Source organism: Pedobacter gandavensis (assembly GCF_014172405.1).
Classification (GTDB): domain Bacteria; phylum Bacteroidota; class Bacteroidia; order Sphingobacteriales; family Sphingobacteriaceae; genus Pedobacter; species Pedobacter gandavensis.
On record NZ_WNXC01000003.1, the window covers coordinates 224,751 to 246,177 of the forward strand.

The 21,427-nt window shown below is 40.9% G+C and carries 17 protein-coding genes and 2 tRNA genes; 5 read left to right on the forward strand and 14 right to left on the reverse strand.

What is annotated here, in order from left to right:
* Window positions 1-197 precede the first annotated feature (197 nt).
* Window positions 198-4,325, forward strand: coding sequence for a hybrid sensor histidine kinase/response regulator transcription factor (locus tag GM920_RS11150; protein ID WP_182957072.1), 4,128 nt, complete (start codon window positions 198-200; stop codon window positions 4,323-4,325).
* Window positions 4,326-4,353: 28 nt separating this feature from the next.
* Here the strand turns inward: GM920_RS11150 and GM920_RS23840 are convergent, their stop codons facing one another.
* From GM920_RS23840 to GM920_RS11190, 9 genes are all read right to left on the reverse strand, one after another.
* On the reverse strand, window positions 4,354-4,485 hold the full coding sequence (locus GM920_RS23840; protein WP_262891068.1) for a hypothetical protein: 132 nt from the start codon (window positions 4,483-4,485) through the stop codon (window positions 4,354-4,356).
* Between the two features lie 92 nt (window positions 4,486-4,577).
* Window positions 4,578-5,105 (reverse strand): ferritin, encoded by a 528-nt coding sequence (locus GM920_RS11155; RefSeq protein ID WP_182957075.1) that lies wholly within the window; start codon window positions 5,103-5,105, stop codon window positions 4,578-4,580.
* Window positions 5,106-5,207: 102 nt separating this feature from the next.
* Window positions 5,208-5,573, reverse strand: coding sequence for a hypothetical protein (locus tag GM920_RS11160; RefSeq protein WP_182957078.1), 366 nt, complete (start codon window positions 5,571-5,573; stop codon window positions 5,208-5,210).
* 439 nt (window positions 5,574-6,012) lie between these two features.
* Window positions 6,013-6,648 (reverse strand): RNA polymerase sigma factor, encoded by a 636-nt coding sequence (locus tag GM920_RS11165; RefSeq protein WP_182957081.1) that lies wholly within the window; start codon window positions 6,646-6,648, stop codon window positions 6,013-6,015.
* Window positions 6,649-6,834: 186 nt separating this feature from the next.
* The gene (locus tag GM920_RS11170; protein ID WP_182957085.1) at window positions 6,835-7,995 is read right to left on the reverse strand and encodes an efflux RND transporter periplasmic adaptor subunit; all 1,161 of its coding nucleotides are present in this window, start codon (window positions 7,993-7,995) and stop codon (window positions 6,835-6,837) included.
* 95 nt (window positions 7,996-8,090) lie between these two features.
* Window positions 8,091-11,267, reverse strand: coding sequence for an efflux RND transporter permease subunit (locus tag GM920_RS11175; protein WP_182957088.1), 3,177 nt, complete (start codon window positions 11,265-11,267; stop codon window positions 8,091-8,093).
* 6 nt (window positions 11,268-11,273) lie between these two features.
* Window positions 11,274-12,665 carry a TolC family protein gene (locus tag GM920_RS11180; protein WP_182957091.1) on the reverse strand — a complete coding sequence of 464 codons (1,392 nt, stop codon included), beginning with the start codon at window positions 12,663-12,665 and terminating at the stop codon, window positions 11,274-11,276.
* Between the two features lie 78 nt (window positions 12,666-12,743).
* On the reverse strand, window positions 12,744-13,181 hold the full coding sequence (locus GM920_RS11185) for a hypothetical protein (RefSeq protein WP_182957092.1): 438 nt from the start codon (window positions 13,179-13,181) through the stop codon (window positions 12,744-12,746).
* 38 nt (window positions 13,182-13,219) lie between these two features.
* Entirely contained in the window at window positions 13,220-13,672 is a 453-nt protein-coding gene (locus GM920_RS11190) for a DsrE family protein (protein WP_182957094.1), read from the reverse strand.
* 116 nt (window positions 13,673-13,788) lie between these two features.
* On the opposite strand from GM920_RS11190, the gene GM920_RS11195 reads away from it, so the two are divergent.
* Window positions 13,789-14,772, forward strand: a complete 984-nt coding sequence (locus GM920_RS11195; protein WP_182957096.1) for a hypothetical protein — start codon at window positions 13,789-13,791, stop codon at window positions 14,770-14,772.
* A 159-nt stretch (window positions 14,773-14,931) separates the two neighbouring features.
* Here GM920_RS11195 and GM920_RS11200 read toward each other — a convergent pair whose 3' ends face one another.
* The 4 genes from GM920_RS11200 to GM920_RS11215 all read right to left on the reverse strand — a co-directional run bounded on the left by GM920_RS11200 (window position 14,932) and on the right by GM920_RS11215 (window position 17,873).
* Entirely contained in the window at window positions 14,932-15,939 is a 1,008-nt protein-coding gene (locus GM920_RS11200; protein WP_182957098.1) for an LLM class flavin-dependent oxidoreductase, read from the reverse strand.
* Window positions 15,940-16,013: 74 nt separating this feature from the next.
* Window positions 16,014-17,057, reverse strand: a complete 1,044-nt coding sequence (locus GM920_RS11205; protein WP_182957100.1) for a LacI family DNA-binding transcriptional regulator — start codon at window positions 17,055-17,057, stop codon at window positions 16,014-16,016.
* Window positions 17,058-17,200: 143 nt separating this feature from the next.
* A tRNA-Phe gene (locus tag GM920_RS11210) sits at window positions 17,201-17,273 on the reverse strand.
* Between the two features lie 527 nt (window positions 17,274-17,800).
* Window positions 17,801-17,873 (reverse strand) — tRNA-Phe (locus tag GM920_RS11215).
* A gap of 176 nt (window positions 17,874-18,049) precedes the next feature.
* Here GM920_RS11215 and GM920_RS11220 point away from each other — a divergent pair.
* Genes GM920_RS11220 through GM920_RS11230 form a run of 3 tightly spaced genes read left to right on the forward strand, consistent with a single transcriptional unit; the run spans window position 18,050 to window position 20,963 of the window.
* Window positions 18,050-19,345, forward strand: coding sequence for a 4Fe-4S dicluster domain-containing protein (locus GM920_RS11220; RefSeq protein ID WP_182957103.1), 1,296 nt, complete (start codon window positions 18,050-18,052; stop codon window positions 19,343-19,345).
* 30 nt (window positions 19,346-19,375) lie between these two features.
* Window positions 19,376-20,176, forward strand: coding sequence for a (Fe-S)-binding protein (locus GM920_RS11225; RefSeq protein ID WP_182957105.1), 801 nt, complete (start codon window positions 19,376-19,378; stop codon window positions 20,174-20,176).
* Window positions 20,166-20,963: an MBL fold metallo-hydrolase gene (locus tag GM920_RS11230; protein WP_182957108.1), complete on the forward strand. Its 798-nt coding sequence runs from the start codon at window positions 20,166-20,168 to the stop codon at window positions 20,961-20,963. The genes GM920_RS11225 and GM920_RS11230 overlap by 11 nt, the downstream gene beginning before the upstream one ends.
* Here GM920_RS11230 and GM920_RS11235 read toward each other — a convergent pair.
* Complete coding sequence (locus tag GM920_RS11235; RefSeq protein ID WP_235964502.1) at window positions 20,929-21,414, reverse strand: hypothetical protein; 486 nt, start codon at window positions 21,412-21,414, stop codon at window positions 20,929-20,931. The genes GM920_RS11230 and GM920_RS11235 overlap by 35 nt on opposite strands.
* Window positions 21,415-21,427: the final 13 nt, after the last annotated feature.

Consider the following 21,427-nt stretch of genomic DNA (forward strand, 5'->3'; position numbering starts at 1 on the left):
TTTTTTATTGAACTGTTGTCGGGGAGACAACCAGCCTTTTGGTTTATCGTAAAGTTGTAAGCAATCCAAAAAGTAAGGGGGTGAAAAATGATTGTATATGGGGTGAAAATCCCGTTAACCCGTATATTACGGGCAATAAACCATTTTTTGATAAGATCTTCACCACAACCAGAACTAACCAGATTTATTATAGGGGTATGATAAAGCAAACTATTTCCATCATTTTCCTGCTGCTGATGCAATTATGCAGTATGGCGCAGGAGCTCAATTTCAATCACCTGAAGACAGAAAACGGACTGTCACAGAACTCGATATTCGCCATTACACAGGACGAACGTGGCTTTATGTGGTTCGGCTCCAGATTTGGGCTCAACCGTTACGATGGCAATCAATTTCAGTTGTATAAAAGCAATGCAAATGACTCCAGCACCTTATCTGACGATTACATCACCGCTTTACATAGTGATTCCAAAAAAGTATTTTGGATAGGTACCGCCAATGGCCTCAACAGATTTGACCCTAAAAAGAATACTTTTGAAAGGATCTATTTAGATGGCAATAAACATAATAAACAGTATGCTCCTGTGAATGCGATCTATGAAGACCGAAAAGGGAATTTATGGGTGGCCGGAAGAACCGGACTCTACCTACTGACCAACCGCAATCGTAACAACTTTACCCCCACTTATCAGTTAGGTCTTGAAAGCGCCGTAGCCAATTCGGAAGTCCTTAGTATTTTTGAAGATCATCAGGGATATTTATGGATAGGCACCAATTCAGGACTGATCAAGCTTAGTTTTAACGGCAGGCTAAAACAACTGGCCAGCTTTAACCATGACCCAGGAAACGACAATAGTCTGAGTGACAATTCGGTGACCGCCATTACCGAAGATCCCCAGCATCATTTATGGGTTGCCACAGAAAATGCTGGTATTAACCTGTTCCAACCAGTCAGCAACACCTTCAGCAGATTTTCCCATGAAGATGGCAATAAAAACTCTCTGGTTCACAATTCCGTTCGCCGGATGTCCATTAACCAAGCGGGGAAACTATGTATTGGTACACAGGAAGGATTAAGCATCCTGGATCCGATCAGTAAAAAATTCAAAACCTACCAACATTTAAAATCTGTTAGCCGTAGTTTAAATCAGAACTCCATTTATAGCATTTATGAAGATGGCAATGGCTCGCTTTGGATTGGCACTTATTATGGCGGTGTAAACGTAAGTATGGCACATGACACCGATTTTAAGACCATTCAGTACAATGAGCAGCTGGCAGGGATTAGTCACAATGTAGTCAGCTCCATCATTGCCGACAAAAATGACAACTTATGGATCGGAACTGAAGGTGGCGGGCTCAACTACCTTGACCTTCGGACACAACGTTTTACCAATTATAAATTAAAAGCCAGTGATCCGGGCAGTCTGGGTTCAGATCTAGTAAAAGTCATTTACAAGGATAGAGGAGGCGATATCTGGGTAGGAACTCATGGTGGTGGCCTGAATCTTTTTGATCCACACACCCGTACTTTCAAGCGCTTTTTCATCAACGGAGATAACATCAAAGTGACGCGTTCAGAATTGGTTGCCTTACTTGAAGATCATAAAGGGGCATTCTGGACCGGCAGCCAGACCGGTATCCGCATCTTTACGAAAGCATCCGGCCAGTTAAAACCTTATCCTGAGCTTCCTGTTTTGCGAAGCATCCAGAACAACAACATTAAGGTACTCTTCGAAGATTCAAAACAAAACATCTGGATTGCCAGTACCAAAGGCTTATTCCTGCTTTCCAAAAACCGCCAGCAACTACAATCTTTCAAACTACCTCAAGGAAGTAACAGTGTAAATAACAATGCCAACTACATCAATTGTATTCAGGAAGATGCGAAAGGAAACATTTGGGTTGGACTTTATTATGGTGGACTGAGCAAATACGATGGCGAAAAGAAGCGATTTATTAAAACTTATACTACAGCAGATGGCTTACCAAATAACAATGTGGTAGGCATCCTGGAGGATGTTGACCAGCTACTTTGGATCAGTACCTCTAATGGTTTAGCCCGATTTAACCCGAAATCACAAGTATTCCTCACCTATACAACCAGTGATGGCCTTGCCGGAGATGAGTTCAACTATAACTCTTTTTTTAAAGCTAAAAACGGAGACCTATACTTTGGCGGCTATAATGGCCTCAGTTACTTCTCCCCAAAAGAGATAGAAAAGAACAGCTTCCATGCCCCACTGGTATTTACCGGTCTAAAACTTTTCAATGAACCTGTACGGATTAATGCAGATAATGGTCTGCTGAAACAAGACATCAGTTTCACGGATCAGCTAACCTTCCCTTACCAGCAAAACATATTCACCATTGAATTTGCCTTGCTGAACTACATCAAGTCTAATAAGAACAAATATGCATACCGACTGGAGGGTGTAAATGGCGAATGGATAGAAAGCACTGTTCCCGCAGCAACCTATACAAATCTGGCTGCAGGAAATTATACCTTATGGGTAAAAGGAGCCAACAATGATGGAATCTGGAGCAAACCAGTACCTATGAAAATCAAGATATTACCCCCGCTCTGGAAAAGTTGGTGGGCTTACGGGATCTATGTGATCATTTTTGGCATGATGCTATTTTTTATCACCCGCTTTTTTTACCTGCGTGGTTTATTACTCAAAGACGAGGAGCTACACCAGATTAAGCTGAATTTCTTCACTAACATCTCCCATGAGATCCGTACCCACCTCACGCTGATCATGGCGCCCATAGAAAAACTCTTAGAAGGGCAACAAGGCGATAGTTCGTTGAAACAGCAGTTGGATAAGGTAAAAAACAATGCCGATCGACTGTTAAAGCTGGTTAACGAATTGATGGATTTCAGGAAAGCGGAAACAAAGAATTTAAAACTAAAAGTGACTGCTCATGATTTCATTCCTTTCATCAAAGAGATTTACAGCAGTTTTGAGGAGTTGTCCGCCAAAAAGAACATTGATTTTTCAGTAAAATATGAAGGGTTGCCCATCCTTGATCAATCCTCCATCATTCTTTACTTTGATCAAGAGCAGCTGGAAAAAGTATTTTTCAATCTACTTTCTAATGCGTTCAAATTTACCCCGGAAGGTGGCCGGATTGGAATCGATATCAAAAACACGCCAAAAGCCTTAAAAATAAGCGTTAGTGACACAGGCAGAGGAATAGCCCCGAAATACCTGGAACAACTGTTTGAGAACTATTTTCAGGTGGAAGACCACCACATCCAAAATACCGGTTATGGCATCGGACTGGCACTATCCAAACATATTGTCGCATTGCATAAAGGAAATCTTGAAGTGAGCAGTCTACCAGGATCGGATCATCAAGCCGGTTTCACCTGCTTTGAACTGACTTTATTATTGGGTAACGCTCATTTTTCAGCTGAGCAGCAAAAACCGGTGATAAGCCCAGTTAAAAAATCAGGATTACCTATGGAAACTCCTCCTCAGCCTCAGTCTCCGCTTCCGGCAGTATCCTTAAGCGTATCGGAAACTACTGTGCTAGCCGATCAGCAAAAGAAAGCGACCATCCTTGTGGTGGAAGACCATGCAGAACTGCGCAACCTCATCAAGGAGTCATTAGAAAACACTTATCAGGTCCTTTTAGCAGAAAACGGGAAGCAAGGATGGGAAACCGCCATCGTAGAAATCCCTGACCTGATCATCAGCGACGTCATGATGCCAGAAATGGACGGTTTTACGCTCTGTAATCAATTGAAAACTGACGAACGGACAAATCATATCCCTGTGTTCTTGCTCACCGCTAAGAGCAGCCAAACGGATCAGATCAGCGGACTCAGTCAGGGGGCAGACCTTTACCTGAGTAAACCTTTCAGCACAAAAATCCTACAGCTACAAGTGCGCAACTTTTTAATGGCAAGGGAGCAGATGCGCAAAAAATATAGTCAGGAACTCATTGAGGAATCAAATCAGCAGATCTCAGATCCTAAAGACGACTTATTTTTATCCCGTTTGATCGGAATTATTGAGTCACACATGGAGCAAGAAAATTTCGGTGTAGACCTCATGGCCGAAAAAATAGGCATGAGTCAATCCGTCCTGTATAAAAAGCTGAAAGCATTAACGGATTTATCGGTGAATGATTTTGCCAAGTCCATCAGATTGAAAAAGGCTGCGCAACTGTTATTACAAAACAGGTATACGGTATATGAAGTAGGTTACATGGTCGGATTTTCCGACCGCAAGTATTTCAGCAGGGAGTTTAAAAAACAATTTTCCAAAACTCCATCTGAATATATTGAATCGACTAAACGGGCTGCCAATTAGGAAGCAGCCCCTCCCGAAAACAAATAATCTAGCCATTAGGACAGTTTTTGCAGCGTTTCCCTCTCAGGTATTTTTCGCAGCATTCCTTTTTCTTCTTGTCTTTTTTATCGTGTTTGTCGTGTTTGTCGCCTTTTTTCTTGTTTTTTCCCTTCTTAGACATCCCCCGGATTTTTAATAATAACAAAAAAGCACATACGATGTTTTACATCGGTATGTGCTTTATAAATTTATTTTAAAGCTAATCTATGGAGATTACCCTTCAGTGTAAACGATCTGACCAACGTGTTTGTCAATCTGCCATCTTCCTGTTCCTTCTTCACCGATTACGTCGAACAATTCTACAGCACGTCTTGCTTTAAATTCTTCTTCACGTTGTTCTTTGAAGAACCAGTTTAAGAACTCTAAAGTTACATAATCATGTTCTTTATGACAACGTGCAGCAATGTTTTTAATCGACTGCGTCACGCTGATTTCTTGCTCTAATGCTTCTTCAAACACTTCACGGAAAGAGTTATATTCTAACTTGATATTGGTTACTTCAGGAGAAATTGCCATTCCGCCCATATCAAGAACATATTTGTAAAATTTAAGCTGGTGCATTCTTTCTTCTTCAGCTTGTTTAAAGAAGTAATCTGCTGAATTGTCATATCCATTACGACCACACCATGATGCCATAGAAAGATAAATGGAAGAGGAAAGGGCTTCTTTTTTGATCTGTTGGTTTAAAAGTGTCTCTATATCTGAAGAGATTAAACTTTTTACGCGCATGATATCTTTCATAATATTGTAGATTTAATTCCTATTGTTGATAACAAAAATAAGGCTAAAATTGAACAATACTGCATTTAAAGGCAATATGGAAAGATTCTAATTCTAATTAGATCAGGCAGCTAGCCTAAAAAGACGGTCTTGAATGATGTGGTTCAGCTCCAGCATTACAAAGGCTCCTTGTAAAAGTTCCTTTAAAGCGATGATTTCGATTAAAGACAATACATAACAATGGTCACAAGCACAAATGAAGATAATTTCTACGTCTGCAGACTTATCGCTGGTCAACAAAATATGCTCGATGTCAATCGCATAAACTGCTTTCTGTAATTTCAAAAGATTGCGGTAATCAAAACGGGCAAGTTTTCCGGCAAAATCTACATACCAGCAGTATTCACTGTCTGATTGATAAATGGAACCTTTCTTTGTACTAAATACTTCTTCAAAATGGATTGGAGATGCGATAGCTGTCTTTTGCATGTATTGAACCTTGTTGATATACAAAGGTTGTTATTATTTAGATTTAATCCAAATGAATGTTCAAAAAAAATAACCGGTATTTCAAGAAATTAATGCTGGCCTCCACCGCTTTTAAAATTTTATTATTTTGTCATAAAAATCAGTGTTTTTGTCAAAAACCTCTTTAACAGGCTAAAAAGCCCCAATTGATATATTGCCAAACCTTTTAGGGCTATGTATCTCGTCCTCAAATTGTAATCTCAATTCAATAATTTAAATTCCAATTTTCTAAATCTAGAATTATTTCTACATTTGTCCTTGAGAGCGTTAATTTAAACGGGGGTAAGTCGGAGGACTTGCTCCCGTTTTCCTTTTTAACAGCTTTTTTTTAGCAAAACGCTTAAAACAAAAAATCCCCGCCGAAGCAGGGATTTCAGATCGCGTTTGATGAATCCGATGATTACTTATCCCACCATACTCTGGAAGTCAATAAATCTCCTCCAGGAATATTAGCGATTGCTGCATTGTAGTTCACAGCATTAGAAGCTGCTTCCGTTACCGGATAAGGAAAGCGTCTTGGAATTGTACCATTTGTTGCATTACCTGGGTACACTACCGGAGTCAACACCGGAAAACCTGTTCTTCTCCAATTTGCCCATGACTCATAAAAATCTAGTTTGGTATTGTTTAACACCCAATACTGTGTATTGATCATTTCCAAACCATTTGCGATCTCTAAAAGTATCTTGTAGTCAATATCAATTTCCGAAGCGGCATTCGCGGTTAATAATCCCACGATATTTTCCTGTTGTTTGGAGCGTTTCTCTTTGGAGAGGTAACGGAAAACCGCATAACGAGTCATCGCCGCAAGATAAGCCGAAATACATTCCATATTTAAACCTGCTCTCTTTTTCCAAATCATTAGAAAAACATCCTGAACAATCCCTTCCGCAGCTTCCTGATCTTTTAAAAGCTTATGTGCGATGTAATAGAGTTTATCCCAGTACCGGTTGTAGATTTCTGTAAAAGCCAGCTCATCGCCTTGTCTAAGGCGCAGCATAAGTCCATCGTCCGAAGTTGAATGGTTAGCGTTCACAGTTTGGTTAGAAGTTTGGTTAGTTGTCGAAAAACGAAGCTAACATAAAAATAACAAAAAGTGTAGTCAAAAAATAAATATTTCGTGTTGCCTATAATAGATTACGCATACGGTGCAACTAATTTTATCTGTGATCAATTAAATCGCGGGTTTCCCCGCGATTTAAAGAAATATTTAAACAAAAACCTATGGTTTCTCACCCTCTTTCAGCTCTTCGGTTCCTTTTTTGAAGACCTGATCATTGACGTTTAGGTCACCAAAAACTTCCATTGATGCACCTTTACGTGTGCCAATCATCACTGGTACTCTTTTAATTACCTGGTCTTGGAGCTTCAGAATAAAGACACCAGATTGTGCTTGCACCACCGCAGAAGCAGGCAACCAAAAAGTAGGTTCCGGTCTGCGCATATCCAGGTTAACCTGTGCATACTCACCGCCCCCCAGTTGCCCCTCTTTGTTGGCGACATCAAATTCGGCGGTAACTGACCTCAGCTTTTGCTGTAAAAAAGCTGCGTTTCTAGATAATGAAGCATGAAAAACTTTACCCGGTAAGGCGCTCACAGTAAAAGAAGCTTTGGTTTCTTTAGAGACTGCGCGACTGTGTTTCTCAGGAATTGCTACTGTTAATCTAAGGCGATCATTCTGAACAATCGAAAATAAAGGAATCGTACTGTTCTCTCCCACCAATGCACCAACAGAAACATTTTTATCCATTACCGTTCCATCAAATGGCGCTCTCAGGTTTAAATACTGCTGTAATTGATCAGAAACAAGGGTATTAGATTTTATGGCGGCATAGGCGGCACTATCACTTCTCAGTTTACTCCAGGCCTTGTCTAATTCAATAGCGGCAACTGCCCCGGATTTAGCCGCAGCTCTCTTTAAACGGTCATAGCTCTGGCGACTGTACAGGTAATCCTCATAAGATTTTCGCTCATCAGATTTTGCCGAAAGGTACCGCTGGGCGATCTCAGGAGCTTCCAGAACAGCTAATAACTGTCCTTTTTTTACTTTTGAACCGCGGTCTACGAAGATTTTCTTCACAAACCCTTTTACTTTAGGATACACCAATACTTCCTCATATGGTTTTAGTTCTCCTGGCAGCGAAAGCTGATACACCGGTTGTTCCAAAACAGGTTTTACAAAATCAGGTTCCTTTCCATGAGCACCGCTACCTCCTTCTTTACCCGCGCCATCACCTTTGCCAGAGGCCTGATTAGCACCTTTTTTTTCGATACCGGCCTTCCCCCCATCCGCTTTTGATGATCCGGAAGAACATGCTGCTAAAAACATAGGGACGAACAGCAAGAGGGTATATTTATAGTTTTTTAAAGAAATACTTTTCATTGGAGTACATTTATTTATCAATCGTTATGAAGCCATCATGAACCTATTTATTGCTTTTTTAAGCAGTATGCTGATGAGGGCTTCCCATTTGAGAATTATAAAGAAGACGTTATTAGGTTTTTATTCATGGGATCATCAGGATCAAGGCTGAGGCTGTCTGTGCTTTTGTTTTTCATCACCAATACAAAAAGCTGCGGTAAAACAAGTAATGCAGTCAGCGTAGATAAAATTAAGCCTCCAATTACGGCTTGCCCCAATGGCGCAATTTGTTCTCCACCTTCTCCCATACCAATGGCCATAGGCACCATTCCGGCAATCATTGCCATTGTGGTCATCATGATCGGACGTAGACGCGAGGAAGCAGCCAATAATGCAGCCTGTTTTGCAGTCATCCTGTGCTTAAGGCGGTTTACTTCTGCCTGATTGATCATCAGTACGGCATTCGATACCGAAACCCCGACTGACATAATTATTCCCATATAAGATTGCAAATTGAGTGTACTTCCGGAGGCCAGCAACATCAATAAACTACCACCAATCACAGCTGGGACTACCGCTAGGATCAATCCTGACAAAGCGAAGGACTGATAATAAGCCGTCAACATCAGGAAAATCACCACAATGGCGACAGCCAATCCGGTTTGTAGTCCAGATAATGTTTCTTCCAATAATGGCATCAAACCTTCTGAGCACACGATCACACCTCTGGGTGCCTCTCCTACCTTATTTAAAACATCTGCAACAGCTTTGGAGGCTGCACCTAAATCTGCCTCATGCATATTTGCCAATACTGTTACATACCTGTTTGGACCTTCACGGTTCACCTGTGCGGGTAATTTTACCAGCTCAAGTGTGGCCACATCTTCCAATACCGGACGCGGTTGTCCTGATTTAAGTGGTAATGATCGAAGTTTATCCAAGGATTCCATATCCGGCTCAGGTACCTGAACCTGTACCTGGAACACCAAACCAGACTTCGGATCTACCCAAAGATTTTTATTTGTGAATCTGGTCGAGGAGGTCGCCATGGTCAAAGCCTTACTTACATCATCCATACTCAAACCAAATTGCGCAGCCAACTCCCGGTTTACATTAATTTGGACACTCGGATAATTGAGCGGTTCTGCAATACGTACATCTCTTAAGAAAGGAATGGTTTTCAGTTCTTTTTCAATCTTTCTCGCATATTTCTCTGCACCTTTTATTTGTCCGGCGGCAACCTTTATCTGCACAGGGCTCATCGCCCCCTGACTCATAATTTTCTCCACCAATTCCATCGGTTCGAAACTAATGCGAAGCTCCGGCAATTGCTTGCCTACTTCCTTTCTAATCTTTTCTTTCAATCCGGCAATTGCCTGATCGTAGATCTTTTGATCAATTGACAACTGCAATACTGCTTCATGCGAAGCACTACTGAAAAGGAAGATCGGATTAATAGCCATGGCAGAAGGCTGCATGCCCACAAATGCGGAACTAATTTTTACGGCACCCTCCGGCATTTGTGCTTTGATTATTTTCGTCAGTTTCGCTAAGTAATCTTCGGTCATTTCTAGTCTACTACCTTCTGGAGCTAACATACGCAGCTGAATGTCTCCACTATTACTGACTGGCATAATATCCGTACCAATCTGTTTCCCGGAAATTCCAATCATCACCAATACCAAGAGCGCATAAATGCCAATTACTGCAACCATCCGCTTTTGCCCTGAACGAATCAGGATTAAATAACGACGCTTAAATTGTTCAAACCTGGTTAGCTTCTTCTGATGAAGGCTGATTTTATGGTGTTGAAATAACTCCGGCTTCATCAACCAGTTCGCAAGAATAGGCACAAAAGTCTGAGACGCAATAAAAGAAGCAATCATCGCAAAAGCAACCGCCAGCGACAACGGCATAAACATATCCTTTGGAATCCCTGTCATCATAAAAGAAGGGATCAATACGGCCAGGATACAGAAAAGAATCAGGATTTTAGGAACAGAGATTTCCAATAAAGCATCTAAAATAGCACGCTGTTTGGGTTTCTCCATTTCAAAATGCTGGTGTATATTCTCGATGGTCACGGTCGCTTCATCCACTAATATTCCGATGGCAAGTGCCAGTCCACTGAGCGTCATCACATTGATGGTTTGCCCAAACATATACAGCATAATCACTGCAGAAAGGATAGCAATAGGAATCGTCAATACCACAATTAAAGCACCTCTGGAATCTCCAAGAAAAAGAAACACCATTAATCCGGTAAGAATGGCCCCTAAAACCCCTTCATGGATCAGATTTTCTAAAGAGCGCTCAATGTAGCCCGATTGGTCAAATACGTATTTTACGGCTACATCTTCCGGCAAGGCGGCTTTCAACTTAGGGATAGAAGACTTTAAGTTTTCTACCACTTTAAGCGTGGAAGCATCCGCCTTTTTAATGACTGGCAGGTATACAGAACGTTTACCATTGATCACTGCATATCCTGTGGTCACATCTGCCGCATCTTCTACACTGCCGATATCTTTCACAAACACATTGGTTCCGGAACCGGTCCTAATCGGGATATTCAAGAATTCCTCTGGCCCTGTAGCCATGGTATTGGAGGGACTCATCAGGTTCTGATCACCGATTCTAATATTCCCGGCAGGAGCAGGGAAATTGTTCTTAGCAATGGCCATGGTCACTTCTTCTGCGGATAAACCGTAAGAAAGCATGAGTTCAGGATTTACCTTAACCACCATCGTACGGGCATTTCCACCAAAGGGCGCTGGTGCCGTAACACCTGGAATGGTCACAAACATTGGTCTGATTTTAGTGAGTGCTAGGGTTTGTAACTCCGTGATCGAGCGTTGAGAACTTTCAAACACCAATTGTCCGATGGGCAGCGAACTGCCATCAAATCGGACCACCTGCGGAGGCACTGCCCCTGGTGGTAGGAAGCCCATAGCCCTGGCCACTTGCGCGGCCAATTCTCCCGATGCCTGTGCCATATCCGTTCCCGGATAAAAAGTCAGCTTCATCAGAGTAAAGCCCTGTACACTTTTAAAATCAATTCCTTTTACCCCTGAAACAAAGATGAGGACCTTTTGAAACTCATTGGCCATAAATCCGTCCATGTAAGCAGGAGTTAATCCGCCATAAGGCATGGCGATGTAAATCACCGGCAACTCCACCTTTGGAAAAATATCTACATTGATATTCTTGATGGCTGTAAAGGAAAAGTAGGCGATCGCCAATACGGCGACCATTATTGTTAAAGGTTTTTTTAACGCAAACCTGATCATATTCATAATGTCTTATTTAAGTTGGTTGAACAGAAAACTGTAATCCCCGCTCAGCTCTGCTTTGGTATTTAGCTGAGTCCACAGCTCCTGATGAACTTCAATATTGCTTTTTTCCACCTGTTGTAGTAAAGATTGAATTTGCAGGAGCTCTGTCAGGTTAATCAATCCGGCTTCATATCTGGACAAATAAAGCGCGTAGGCATTGGTGGTTTTATGTACTGCCGATCCTGTTTTCTCCACCTGTTTCAGCTGTGCCTGAATTCTGGAAGACAGTGCTTGCAAACTGGTATTCATTTGGATTTTTTGCAACTGATATCTGGATTCTGCGGCATCAACTTGCTTTTGAGCACGTTTCTTTTCCACCGAACCGGTATATAGGCCAGTAAGGCTCCAGGTCAATCCAACACCAACGAGGTAATTCTGTGCCCCGTTATTAAATCCGGAAGCATAATTATTTTGCACGGTACCATCAGTATTAATTCCTGTGCCCCGGGCAGAATACCCAGCCAGCAATGAAATTGAAGGCAATTGTTTCTTTCCAATCACCTCCTTTTGTAACTGCTGCACCATCAATTGCTTGTCCAGTGTTTGTAAAAAGGGATGGCTAGCGGCAACACTGTCTGAGTTTTCTATGGCAAATACCTTTCCCATATACTGCTGAAGCGGTAAAATCTGTTCTCCAACCAGTGTAGGTGCCAATTCTTTAATGTTTATTTGTCCGGCTTGATACTTTCCATTCCAATCTTCTTGTTGTGCCTGTGCTTGTAAATAAGCCGCTGCAGCCAATGCCGTATCCGCCCCTGGCTTTAGTCCGGCTTCAGCCAGACTCACCGATAGGTCAAGAATTTCTTTTACACGATCTGCATTTCTATCGGCCCAGCTTCTACCAGAACTGGTATATAGCAGGTCAAGATAACGGCGGGTAGTTTTAGCACGAAGTGACAGCTTAGCTGCTTCGAGGCTACTTTGCGCTTCCTGAACTTCATATCCTGCAGCTTCGATCTGTTTCTGCTGCTTACCAAACTGGGATACTTTCCAGTCCATCAATACAGATCCGAAACTATTCATAGTGGTATGATTACCACTTTGCTGACCGGCTGCAGCATTTCCACTCACATTAAACACACCTGGAACCGGAAAGAAAGCACCATTTGTACCTTCAAAAGTGCCCAATGAGTTTTGCAGTTGTAATTGAACTTGTGGGATGGCTAGATTGCGCAATTCCTTTTTCCGGTATTCAGATTCCCCAATCTTCGCTTGCTTTTCAGTAAGCGATGGGTATTGTTCCGCTGTCAATTCCCATAAATGGGAAAGAGAGAGTTCTTTATGCTGTTGCGAATATCCGCTGATACCTGATAGCATCAGCAACATACCCGTCAAATAAAGAGGGGTCTTCATCATCATCAATAATTAAAATTTTAGAAAATAAGTAATGGGGTGTAGCTCAGAATGAGTTACACCTGCTAGATGAACAGCGGGATTCTATATTAGTAAAAGCCTGTTTTTGATAAACAGGGGAACCGGGGAACCCGAAAGCACCAAGCCTGAGGGTACACTTGAAAGTTTATCTTTCTTAAGTGACAATACCGACAAAAGGAAGGCTGGTAACAGAAAAAACAGCATCAGGGCCGAGGACGACTTCTGGATTATGCTCTGTTTAAAAAAGTATTTTCCATTTTCGGAAGGTAAGGCCACAGCACAAGAGAAAGCGATATCTGTAGTCAAGATATCTCTTGACGATACGACTTTATTGAGCTTCATCGCTGTCTGACTGACCGGGCTAACTTCCGTAAAAAAAGATTGAAGACCTTTTCTCACAGCACACGCAGAAAGTAGCAAACAGCCCATCAGTACAAATAGCAGCAAAGACTTCGCTATGCCGGCATTTTGATAGATCATGGGTTTTATTAATTTTTGCATGTGCTGCAAACATAGCCTTTTTTAGGCTTAAAATAATATTAAGGGTGAACAATTGCCCAACCTTCTGCCTGACGAATGATAATCTCACCGTTTCCAGAAGGCACGAAATTGATGAAATCAAACAGTTCCGATTTCTCAATTTTTCGCTCTCTTAGTGTATTTTCACATTGTGCTAAAACCACTCCCTTAGCTTGTAAAGCTTTTAATGTAGCTTCATAACTGCTGTTCTTATTGTAAACAGCTACGCCATCACCGAACACGATCAGTTCTACTTCCAGTTTACCTTTCAGACGAGGATCTTCCAGTGCATTTTTTATATTACGCAAACAGCCGTTAATTCTTTTTTCTTCTCCATTATTTAAAACATATAAAGCTTTATAATGCTTTTTTGTCGCTTTTGCACCCGTAAAAACCGGAGTATCTTGAGCCATAACAGGACTAAAAAACGCGCTACATACAAATAAGGACAGGATCAGAAGGAAATTTCTCATGTTAATTTTGGTTAAGTATTTAGAATTGCAATATATGTTTTTTAATGGGGCAGATCAAAATCCAGAGCTAGGGAGATTTTATATCTTTGAGTCGTTCTACAAGAAACCAATAGGTTATGACCCGAAAAATAAATATCCTGGCTACTAAAACCCTAAAAACCTTTTCCTTTACGTTCTTTCTGTCCTGTATATCACTTTTCCTACATTCCTGCAGCAATGAAAGCAATCCCGATAAACACCCAGAAATAAAATACTTTCCTGAATTCAATGCTTCAAATACCGGGATTCAATTACAAGCACTCAGTACAGCAGGTGAAGATGTGAAAAGGGTCTATGTTTCCAGAGATAAAAAAAAATTGATCCTGCTTGTCAAAGCAGTAGAAAAATCACCACTGAACAATTATCATTTTAGGGTTTACGATGAACAACTTAACCTCATTAAAGAAATCACTGCAGCTGATTTAGACGGACTATTTGGTCAGGATGACCTGGAAAACATCTATGCCGGCAAAGGTTATTTTGAGCATAGTACTTTTCAATACCGCCCCATACAACAATTACTGGTGACAGATGATCCCGCAGCGAAGGCCCTTAACCAGCCTGGTCTTCAGCCTGACACTACAAATAACACCCCATCCTCAAAAAGTAATGTTCTTTTAGTGCAGAGCATGAAGCGTTTTGAACAAATGTCAGATCGATATGACACCCTACTTAGTTTCCAACGAAAAGACTATAAAGGAAGTTTCTATTTCCTCAAAAAATCAGGAAAAGTATATCAGTTTTTTTTCAAAGACTGTGCCTATTGTGAAAGTAAATTCAACGCTGCGGAGTCTATTTCAGAATATCGTGCCGCCGATAATGGTGCGGATCAGGTGTTAAAACCTTCAGAGAGAACCTTACGCGGCTTAATTCAAAAAGAACCTTTATTTTTTTACCATTTAAAAATTGGTCATGAAACCGCCGATTTTAAAATTAGTTATCGTAACGAAAATCTATCTGATCAGATTAAAAGAATTGAATTCGCTGGCAAGCCCCTCCTATTGTACCAATTGCCAGGAAAAGCATTCTCAACCCTTTATTTTTTCAAGAACAGCAATTAAAGCCTTCTTGTAAATCAAGGACTAAACTTTGGCTGACAAAAAGTGCTGTAAGCTTCCTATTTAAAGAAAAACCCGTTAAAAATAGGATAAACTATTTTTAACGGGTGCAAACCAGTAGCAACGCAAACCTGATGTGGGCGTATAAAACTTAATTCTGAATTAAATCCCTTTAAATACTTCCGAAAGCAATTTATAAGAAGTTAGCCTTGCCTGATGGTCATATATATGAGAAGTAGCCATAATTTCATCTACCTGCGTTTGGTCTAAAAACTGTTGAAGATCCTTCGCAATCGTTTCTTTAGTACCAGTAAAAGTACAGGCTAACATTTGTCCGGCTTGTTCTTCCTCGTATTCCGTCCAGACATCGTCCATATTATCTACCGGAGGCTGTAACAGCATACGTTTTCCAGTTACAATTCCCCTGAACAACTGATACAGAGAAGTCGCAATTTTATTCGCTTCAGCATCAGTCTCTGCAGCCACCACATTGACGCAAGCCAATACATAAGGTGTTTTCAAATGCTCCGAAGGTTTAAAGTTTTGTCTATAAATTTGAATGGCCGTTAGGAACTGCGCCGGTGCAAAATGACTGGCAAAAGCATAGGGTAAACCCAATGCAGCAGCTAAACGTGCGCTATCCGTACTAGAACCAAGGATCCAGATGGGAATATCCAAGCCTTCTCCAGGAATTGCCCTAACAGGGCTATTGGAATTTTCTGCAGAGAAATAGGCCTGCAGTTTCAATACATCCTGAGGGAAGCTATTGGCCGCATTCATTCTTTCTCCCCGAATGGCCATTGCCGTCACTTGATCCGTACCTGGTGCTCTCCCTAATCCAAGGTCAATTCTGCCTGGATATAAAGATTCCAAGGTACCAAATTGCTCAGCAATCACCAATGGAGAATGATTAGGCAGCATTATCCCACCAGAGCCTACTCTGATGGTCTTGGTCGCACCGGCAATATGTCCGATCACGACAGAAGTGGCAGAACTTGCTACACTTATCATATTGTGATGCTCGGCTAACCAGTATCGATGATAACCCCAGCTTTCTGCATGTTGCGCAAGGTCTGCACTATTTTTAAAAGTATCAGCAGGAGTTTTCCCCTCTATAACAGTAGCCAGATCCAATACTGAATATGGAATGGAAGTCAGTTCTTTCTTCATGTGAATTAAATAAACACAAAAGTACGACCAAATTACTTCCCATATTAGCTCGCTTGTGTGTTATGACTTTCAATTCACAAGTCGGAATTAAGTGCGTTTTTAGCCAACGTAGAGCCCCTTTCAATTAAATTTGAAGCAATCTGTAATTTCGTTGCCGATTTCATGTCTGCTGAATTTCCTTTTATTTGAGAAAGTAAGAGGTCAATCCCATATTTTGCAATTTGATATACTGGCTGTTGAATGGTGGTAATTCCCGGAGGATAAAGGCTGAAAATCTCTGTATCATCAAAGCTGATGAAGGCCAGATCCTGAGGAATTCGCAGTCCCAACTCTTTAACACTGATAATCCCCATTACCCCTAGATAATTAGTATTGAAAAGAATCGCATCCATTTCTGGATGTTCTTTTATAAATGTTTTAATCTGCTCAATCCCTTCTTGTTTCTCTGCCAGATAAGGCACTTTAAAAATCAACGCTTCATCATCAGCAATCCCATTCCTTCTCAATGCACCCTGATAGCCCATTAAGCGTTCCTCCAATTGCACCAAATCTAAATCTGAAGTTACAAAACCTATCTTTTTATAGCCCCCCTCCAGGAAACAGTGGACTGCTTTATCCACACTATTGTAGTTGTCGACCAATACATGAGGAATGTTGAGACCTGGGAAATAGCCATCCACCAAAACCACAGGTTTCCCTTGTTCCATGAGTTTTTGTACTTCTTCTTCCAACCCTTTTAGAGGAGTAATGATATAACCGTCTACCAATTGTTGTGTCAGCATCCGAATCACATCCTTTCCTTTCTGCACATTATTATCTGTACTGCAATAAATAATCCGGTATCCTGATTTTTCTGCCTCCGCTTCAATAACTTTACTCATTTCACCGAAAAAAGGCCCGCCAATGTTTTCCACCACCAGACCAATCACCTTAGACACGCCAGTGCGCAGCCCAATGGCCATCCGATTGGGCTCATAGCCGATTTCTTTAGCGGTGTCAAGAATTTTCTTGCTGATCTCTTTACTGATATGCCCTTTGCCATTTAAAACAAAGGAAACCGTTGTAATAGAAGTGTTGGTCAGTTTAGCGATGTCTTTAATAGAAACCTTTTTGCTCATCCTATTTTTATTAAAAATCCTTATTGTTGGTTATCATGAAAAATTTCAGGGATGAAAAGAATGATAATGCTAAGGTTACGATAAATAACGCAAAAAAAAGCCATAAAACAAGAAAGCTCCAGATTTCTCTGAAGCTTTTGAAGTGGTGTGGGCCGGGATCGAACCGGCGACACAAGGATTTTCAGTCCTTTGCTCTACCGACTGAGCTACCGCACCGTTTTTATTATCTTGTCCCGTTGTTTGGGATTGCAAATGTAGGGTCTTTTTTTGAAAAACAAAATATTTTTTGAAAATACTTAAACAAGTATCCGCCTTGAATTAAAAAATTGAGGCTAATCAACTATAAACTAACGAAATCCGTTGACCAATAAATTTTCAAAAAAAATATCATCACAGCCATTTTCCCAAGGTATTTCAAGATTACAAATTGATCCAATGAGCAAAGTCTTTCCTTCAAGATGCCTTCGGGTTGATACTGACTTGGGCTTAGACTTACAAAATGGTTAGAAGGAGGTTGGATAAGGGTTGGATGATCCTTGCAATATCCCTTTGACCTTCTAACGATGTTCTGAGGATCATGCAAATCTGAAGCAATTAGGAACTCAACTGGACTACAACAGGAAGGGATCTCGAACTCATCTCAATCTTTCCTAAGATTTAGAAATGATCCCTAAAAAGATTTAAATGAATTTTAAAAATGCTATAAAACAAGAAAGCTCCAGATTTCTCTGAAGCTTTTGAAGTGGTGTGGGCCGGGATCGAACCGGCGACACAAGGATTTTCAGTCCTTTGCTCTACCGACTGAGCTACCGCACCATTTAATAATCTTGTCCCTTATTTGGGATTGCAAATGTAGCATCTTTTTTTGTAAAACAAATATAAATCTTCTTTTTTTATTTAAAAAGTGAATAAACGTACTTTTTATGCTTGCATAGTAATTTGTTTTACGGGATTTCTTTTAACTTAGCAACACTATAATCAGAAGCAGAAAAATGGTGTTACAAATCCTATTTATAGCAATTACGCTGGCAGCAATAGCCTTGTTCAGTTTTAATTTAAAGAAAGTGATCCGCAACATCCGAATAGGAAAAGCGGCCGACAGAACTGATCAACCTCAAAAAAGGTTCATGACGATGGTCAAGGTTGCCCTCGGACAAACGAAAATGTTCTTTCGCCCTATCCCTGCTTTTCTCCATTTGATTGTTTATGCAGGCTTTATCATCATCAATATTGAGGTTTTAGAGATTATGATCGATGGTATTTTCGGTACACATCGGATTTTTGGTGGCCTTGGTCCTATCTATAACTTCTTAATCGGATCCTTTGAAATTCTGGCTTTAGGCGTATGGCTCGGCTGTGCAGTATTCCTCATCAGAAGAAATGTAATCAAATTAAAAAGGTTTAGCGGTGTTGAAATGACCAGCTGGCCTAGATCTGATGCCAATTATATTCTAATCACTGAGATCTTACTGATGACTGCCTTCTTAATCATGAACGCAGCAGATGCAAAATTACAGGCCATGGGTGCCTCACATTATACCCTAGCAGGATCCTTTCCGGTAAGCCAACACCTGGCTAACCTATTACCAAATTCAGAAGGTGCCTTGATGGCCATAGAAAGAGGTTGCTGGTGGTTCCATATCATTGGAATTTTAGCCTTCCTGAATTACTTACCTTACTCGAAACATTTTCACATTCTATTCGCTTTTCCAAATACCTATTTCTCCAACCTGGAGCCGAAGGGAGAATTTACCAATATGCAGAGTGTAACCAATGAGGTAAAAGCGATGTTGGACCCTTCATTTAGTCCACCAGAAGCAGAACCAGGTAAGTTTGGCGCCAAAGATGTGAACGACTTAAGTTGGGTTAACCTAATGAATGCTTATACCTGTACGGAATGCGGCAGGTGTACTTCGGTATGTCCGGCAAATATTACCGGAAAGCTATTGTCCCCAAGAAAAATTATGATGGATACCCGTGACCGTTTAGAGGAAGTGGGAAAAAATATTGATAAAACCGGAAATGGCTTTGATGATGGAAAGTCATTGATAGACTCTTACATCAGCAGAGAAGAAATATGGGCTTGTACCAGCTGTAATGCCTGTACGGATGCTTGTCCGATCAACATTGATCCATTGGCTATCATTACAGAACTGAGAAGATACGCCGTGATGGAGGAGTCCCAGGCTCCTGCCAGTATCAATGCCATGTTGGGCAACATTGAAAACAATGGTGCACCATGGAAATATTCTCCGGCCGACAGGTTGAACTGGGCCAAAGAAAGTTAATAAAAATATTAAATCTGATATTTAGCGAAGATGAGCGAGCAACTAAATTTTGAAGTGCCAACAATGGCAGAAATGATAGCGAAAGGCGAAGAACCGGAAATCCTTTTTTGGGTAGGTTGTGCTGGAAGTTATGATGAAAGGGCCCAAAAGACCACTCGTGATATATGTAAAATCCTACACCATGTAGGCATCAAATATGCCGTTCTTGGAACGGAAGAAAGTTGTACGGGAGATCCTGCAAAACGCGCAGGAAATGAATTCCTGTTCCAGATGCAGGCCATGACCAATATAGAAGTCTTGAATGGCTACAATATTAAAAAGATTGTAACCGGATGCCCACATTGCTTCAATACCATTAAAAACGAATATCCAGGATTAGGTGGCAGTTACGATGTGATTCACCATACTCAACTGATACAGGATTTGATCAACGATGGAAAACTTAAAGCAGAAGGCGGAGAGAGTTTCAAAGGTAAAAAGATCACTTACCATGATCCATGCTATTTAGGTCGTGGAAACGACGTATATGAAGCGCCACGTAAAGCCCTTGAGGTACTTGATGCCCAGTTGGTAGAAATGAAACGTTGTAAGTCTAACGGATTATGCTGTGGTGCTGGTGGCGCACAAATGTTCAAAGAGCCTGAAAAAGGAAATAAAGACATCAATATCGAAAGAATTGAAGAGGCATTGGATACCCAACCACAGGTAATTGCCGCTTCTTGTCCTTTCTGTATGACGATGCTTAGTGATGGTGTTAAGATGAAGGATCAGGATAAAAATGTTCAGGTGTTAGACATTGCAGAAATTACAGCCAGAGCGAATGGCTTATAACCAACTTTCTATTGCCGCTTTAAATTCAGGTAGTAACGGCAATTGTTATTATGTGGGCAATGAGGAGCATGCGATCCTTGTGGATGCCGGGCTATCTTGTCGGGAGACAGAAAAAAGAATGTCAAGATTGGGTTTGAGTATGGATAAAGTGAGGGCGGTTTTTATTTCTCATGAACATACAGACCACATCAAGGGTCTATCAGTACTGTCAAAAAAGTTTAATTTACCTGTATACATTACTACAGGTACTTTAAATGGATGCAAGTTTGACCTTAGGCCAGATTTGATCAAGCCTTTACCTGCTCATGAAGCCATTATTGTGGGAAACCTATCTATCACTGGTTTCCCTAAAATACATGATGCTTCAGAGCCTTACAGCTTTATGATTTCCTCTGGAGCGACTAACATTGGTGTATTTACTGATCTTGGCGCCGTTTGTGAACAGTTGACTCATTATTTCCAACAGTGTCATGCTGCTTTTCTGGAAGCAAATTATGATGATGAGCTACTGAGCAAAAGTGCTTACCCCTATTTTTTAAAGCAAAGAATTAGTGGAGGAAGAGGTCACTTGTCTAATAACCAGGCATTGGAATTATTTAAAGCGCATAAACCTGTCTTCATGAGTCACCTGCTACTTTCTCACCTTTCGAAAGACAACAATTGTCCAGATCTGGTAGCCAACCTATTTAAAGAACATGCTTCTGGAACAGAGATCATTGTTGCCTCCAGGTACGTAGAAACCGCAGTATATACTATTTCTGAACCTGTAGCTGTCCATTCATCTTAACCAATCGTTCGGAGAGCTCAGACAAATCTTTTGGTTCAATTTTCTTGGTGGGGATGACCATGAAGGAAGCCATGCTATCCACATCTCCATCCTTTTTATCATTATAAGTTTGTACGATCACATCTTCCCCTTTGGTGAGGAAAAACAACCTCCCGGTAGTATCTGTTCCAGCATAATCTAATGCTTTAAATTTCACGAGGTTAAAGGAAAAATACTCCACCTTTCCGTTAGAGAAAAACCGTTTATACCGACAAAAGCCACTGTTGGTAACATTAAGTTCGTACCTCGTGACTTCCTGATTTTCGGCCGTATGGTCATACAATTCTGCGAGTCTCTTCTGAAGATAAACAAGTTCTTCATCTATAAAAGATTGCACCTTAAAAGCCATAAAAATCAGGCATGACAATACCCAGAGGCATATTTTCAAGTTTAATGTAAACTTTTTCATCATGATCACGTTTTAG

Bases quoted from the DNA above. Each gene is read 5' to 3' on its own strand.
- GM920_RS11150 (WP_182957072.1), top strand. From the start codon at position 198: ATGATAAAGCAAACTATTTCCATCATTTTCCTGCTGCTGATGCAATTA.
- GM920_RS23840 (WP_262891068.1), bottom strand. From the start codon at position 4,485: ATGTCTAAGAAGGGAAAAAACAAGAAAAAAGGCGACAAACACGACAAA.
- GM920_RS11155 (WP_182957075.1), bottom strand. From the start codon at position 5,105: ATGAAAGATATCATGCGCGTAAAAAGTTTAATCTCTTCAGATATAGAG.
- GM920_RS11160 (WP_182957078.1), bottom strand. From the start codon at position 5,573: ATGCAAAAGACAGCTATCGCATCTCCAATCCATTTTGAAGAAGTATTT.
- GM920_RS11170 (WP_182957085.1), bottom strand. From the start codon at position 7,995: ATGAAAAGTATTTCTTTAAAAAACTATAAATATACCCTCTTGCTGTTC.
- GM920_RS11175 (WP_182957088.1), bottom strand. From the start codon at position 11,267: ATGAATATGATCAGGTTTGCGTTAAAAAAACCTTTAACAATAATGGTC.
- GM920_RS11180 (WP_182957091.1), bottom strand. From the start codon at position 12,665: ATGATGATGAAGACCCCTCTTTATTTGACGGGTATGTTGCTGATGCTA.
- GM920_RS11185 (WP_182957092.1), bottom strand. From the start codon at position 13,181: ATGCAAAAATTAATAAAACCCATGATCTATCAAAATGCCGGCATAGCG.
- GM920_RS11190 (WP_182957094.1), bottom strand. From the start codon at position 13,672: ATGAGAAATTTCCTTCTGATCCTGTCCTTATTTGTATGTAGCGCGTTT.
- GM920_RS11195 (WP_182957096.1), top strand. From the start codon at position 13,789: ATGACCCGAAAAATAAATATCCTGGCTACTAAAACCCTAAAAACCTTT.
- GM920_RS11200 (WP_182957098.1), bottom strand. From the start codon at position 15,939: ATGAAGAAAGAACTGACTTCCATTCCATATTCAGTATTGGATCTGGCT.
- GM920_RS11205 (WP_182957100.1), bottom strand. From the start codon at position 17,057: ATGAGCAAAAAGGTTTCTATTAAAGACATCGCTAAACTGACCAACACT.
- GM920_RS11220 (WP_182957103.1), top strand. From the start codon at position 18,050: ATGGTGTTACAAATCCTATTTATAGCAATTACGCTGGCAGCAATAGCC.
- GM920_RS11225 (WP_182957105.1), top strand. From the start codon at position 19,376: ATGAGCGAGCAACTAAATTTTGAAGTGCCAACAATGGCAGAAATGATA.
- GM920_RS11230 (WP_182957108.1), top strand. From the start codon at position 20,166: ATGGCTTATAACCAACTTTCTATTGCCGCTTTAAATTCAGGTAGTAAC.
- GM920_RS11235 (WP_235964502.1), bottom strand. From the start codon at position 21,414: ATGATGAAAAAGTTTACATTAAACTTGAAAATATGCCTCTGGGTATTG.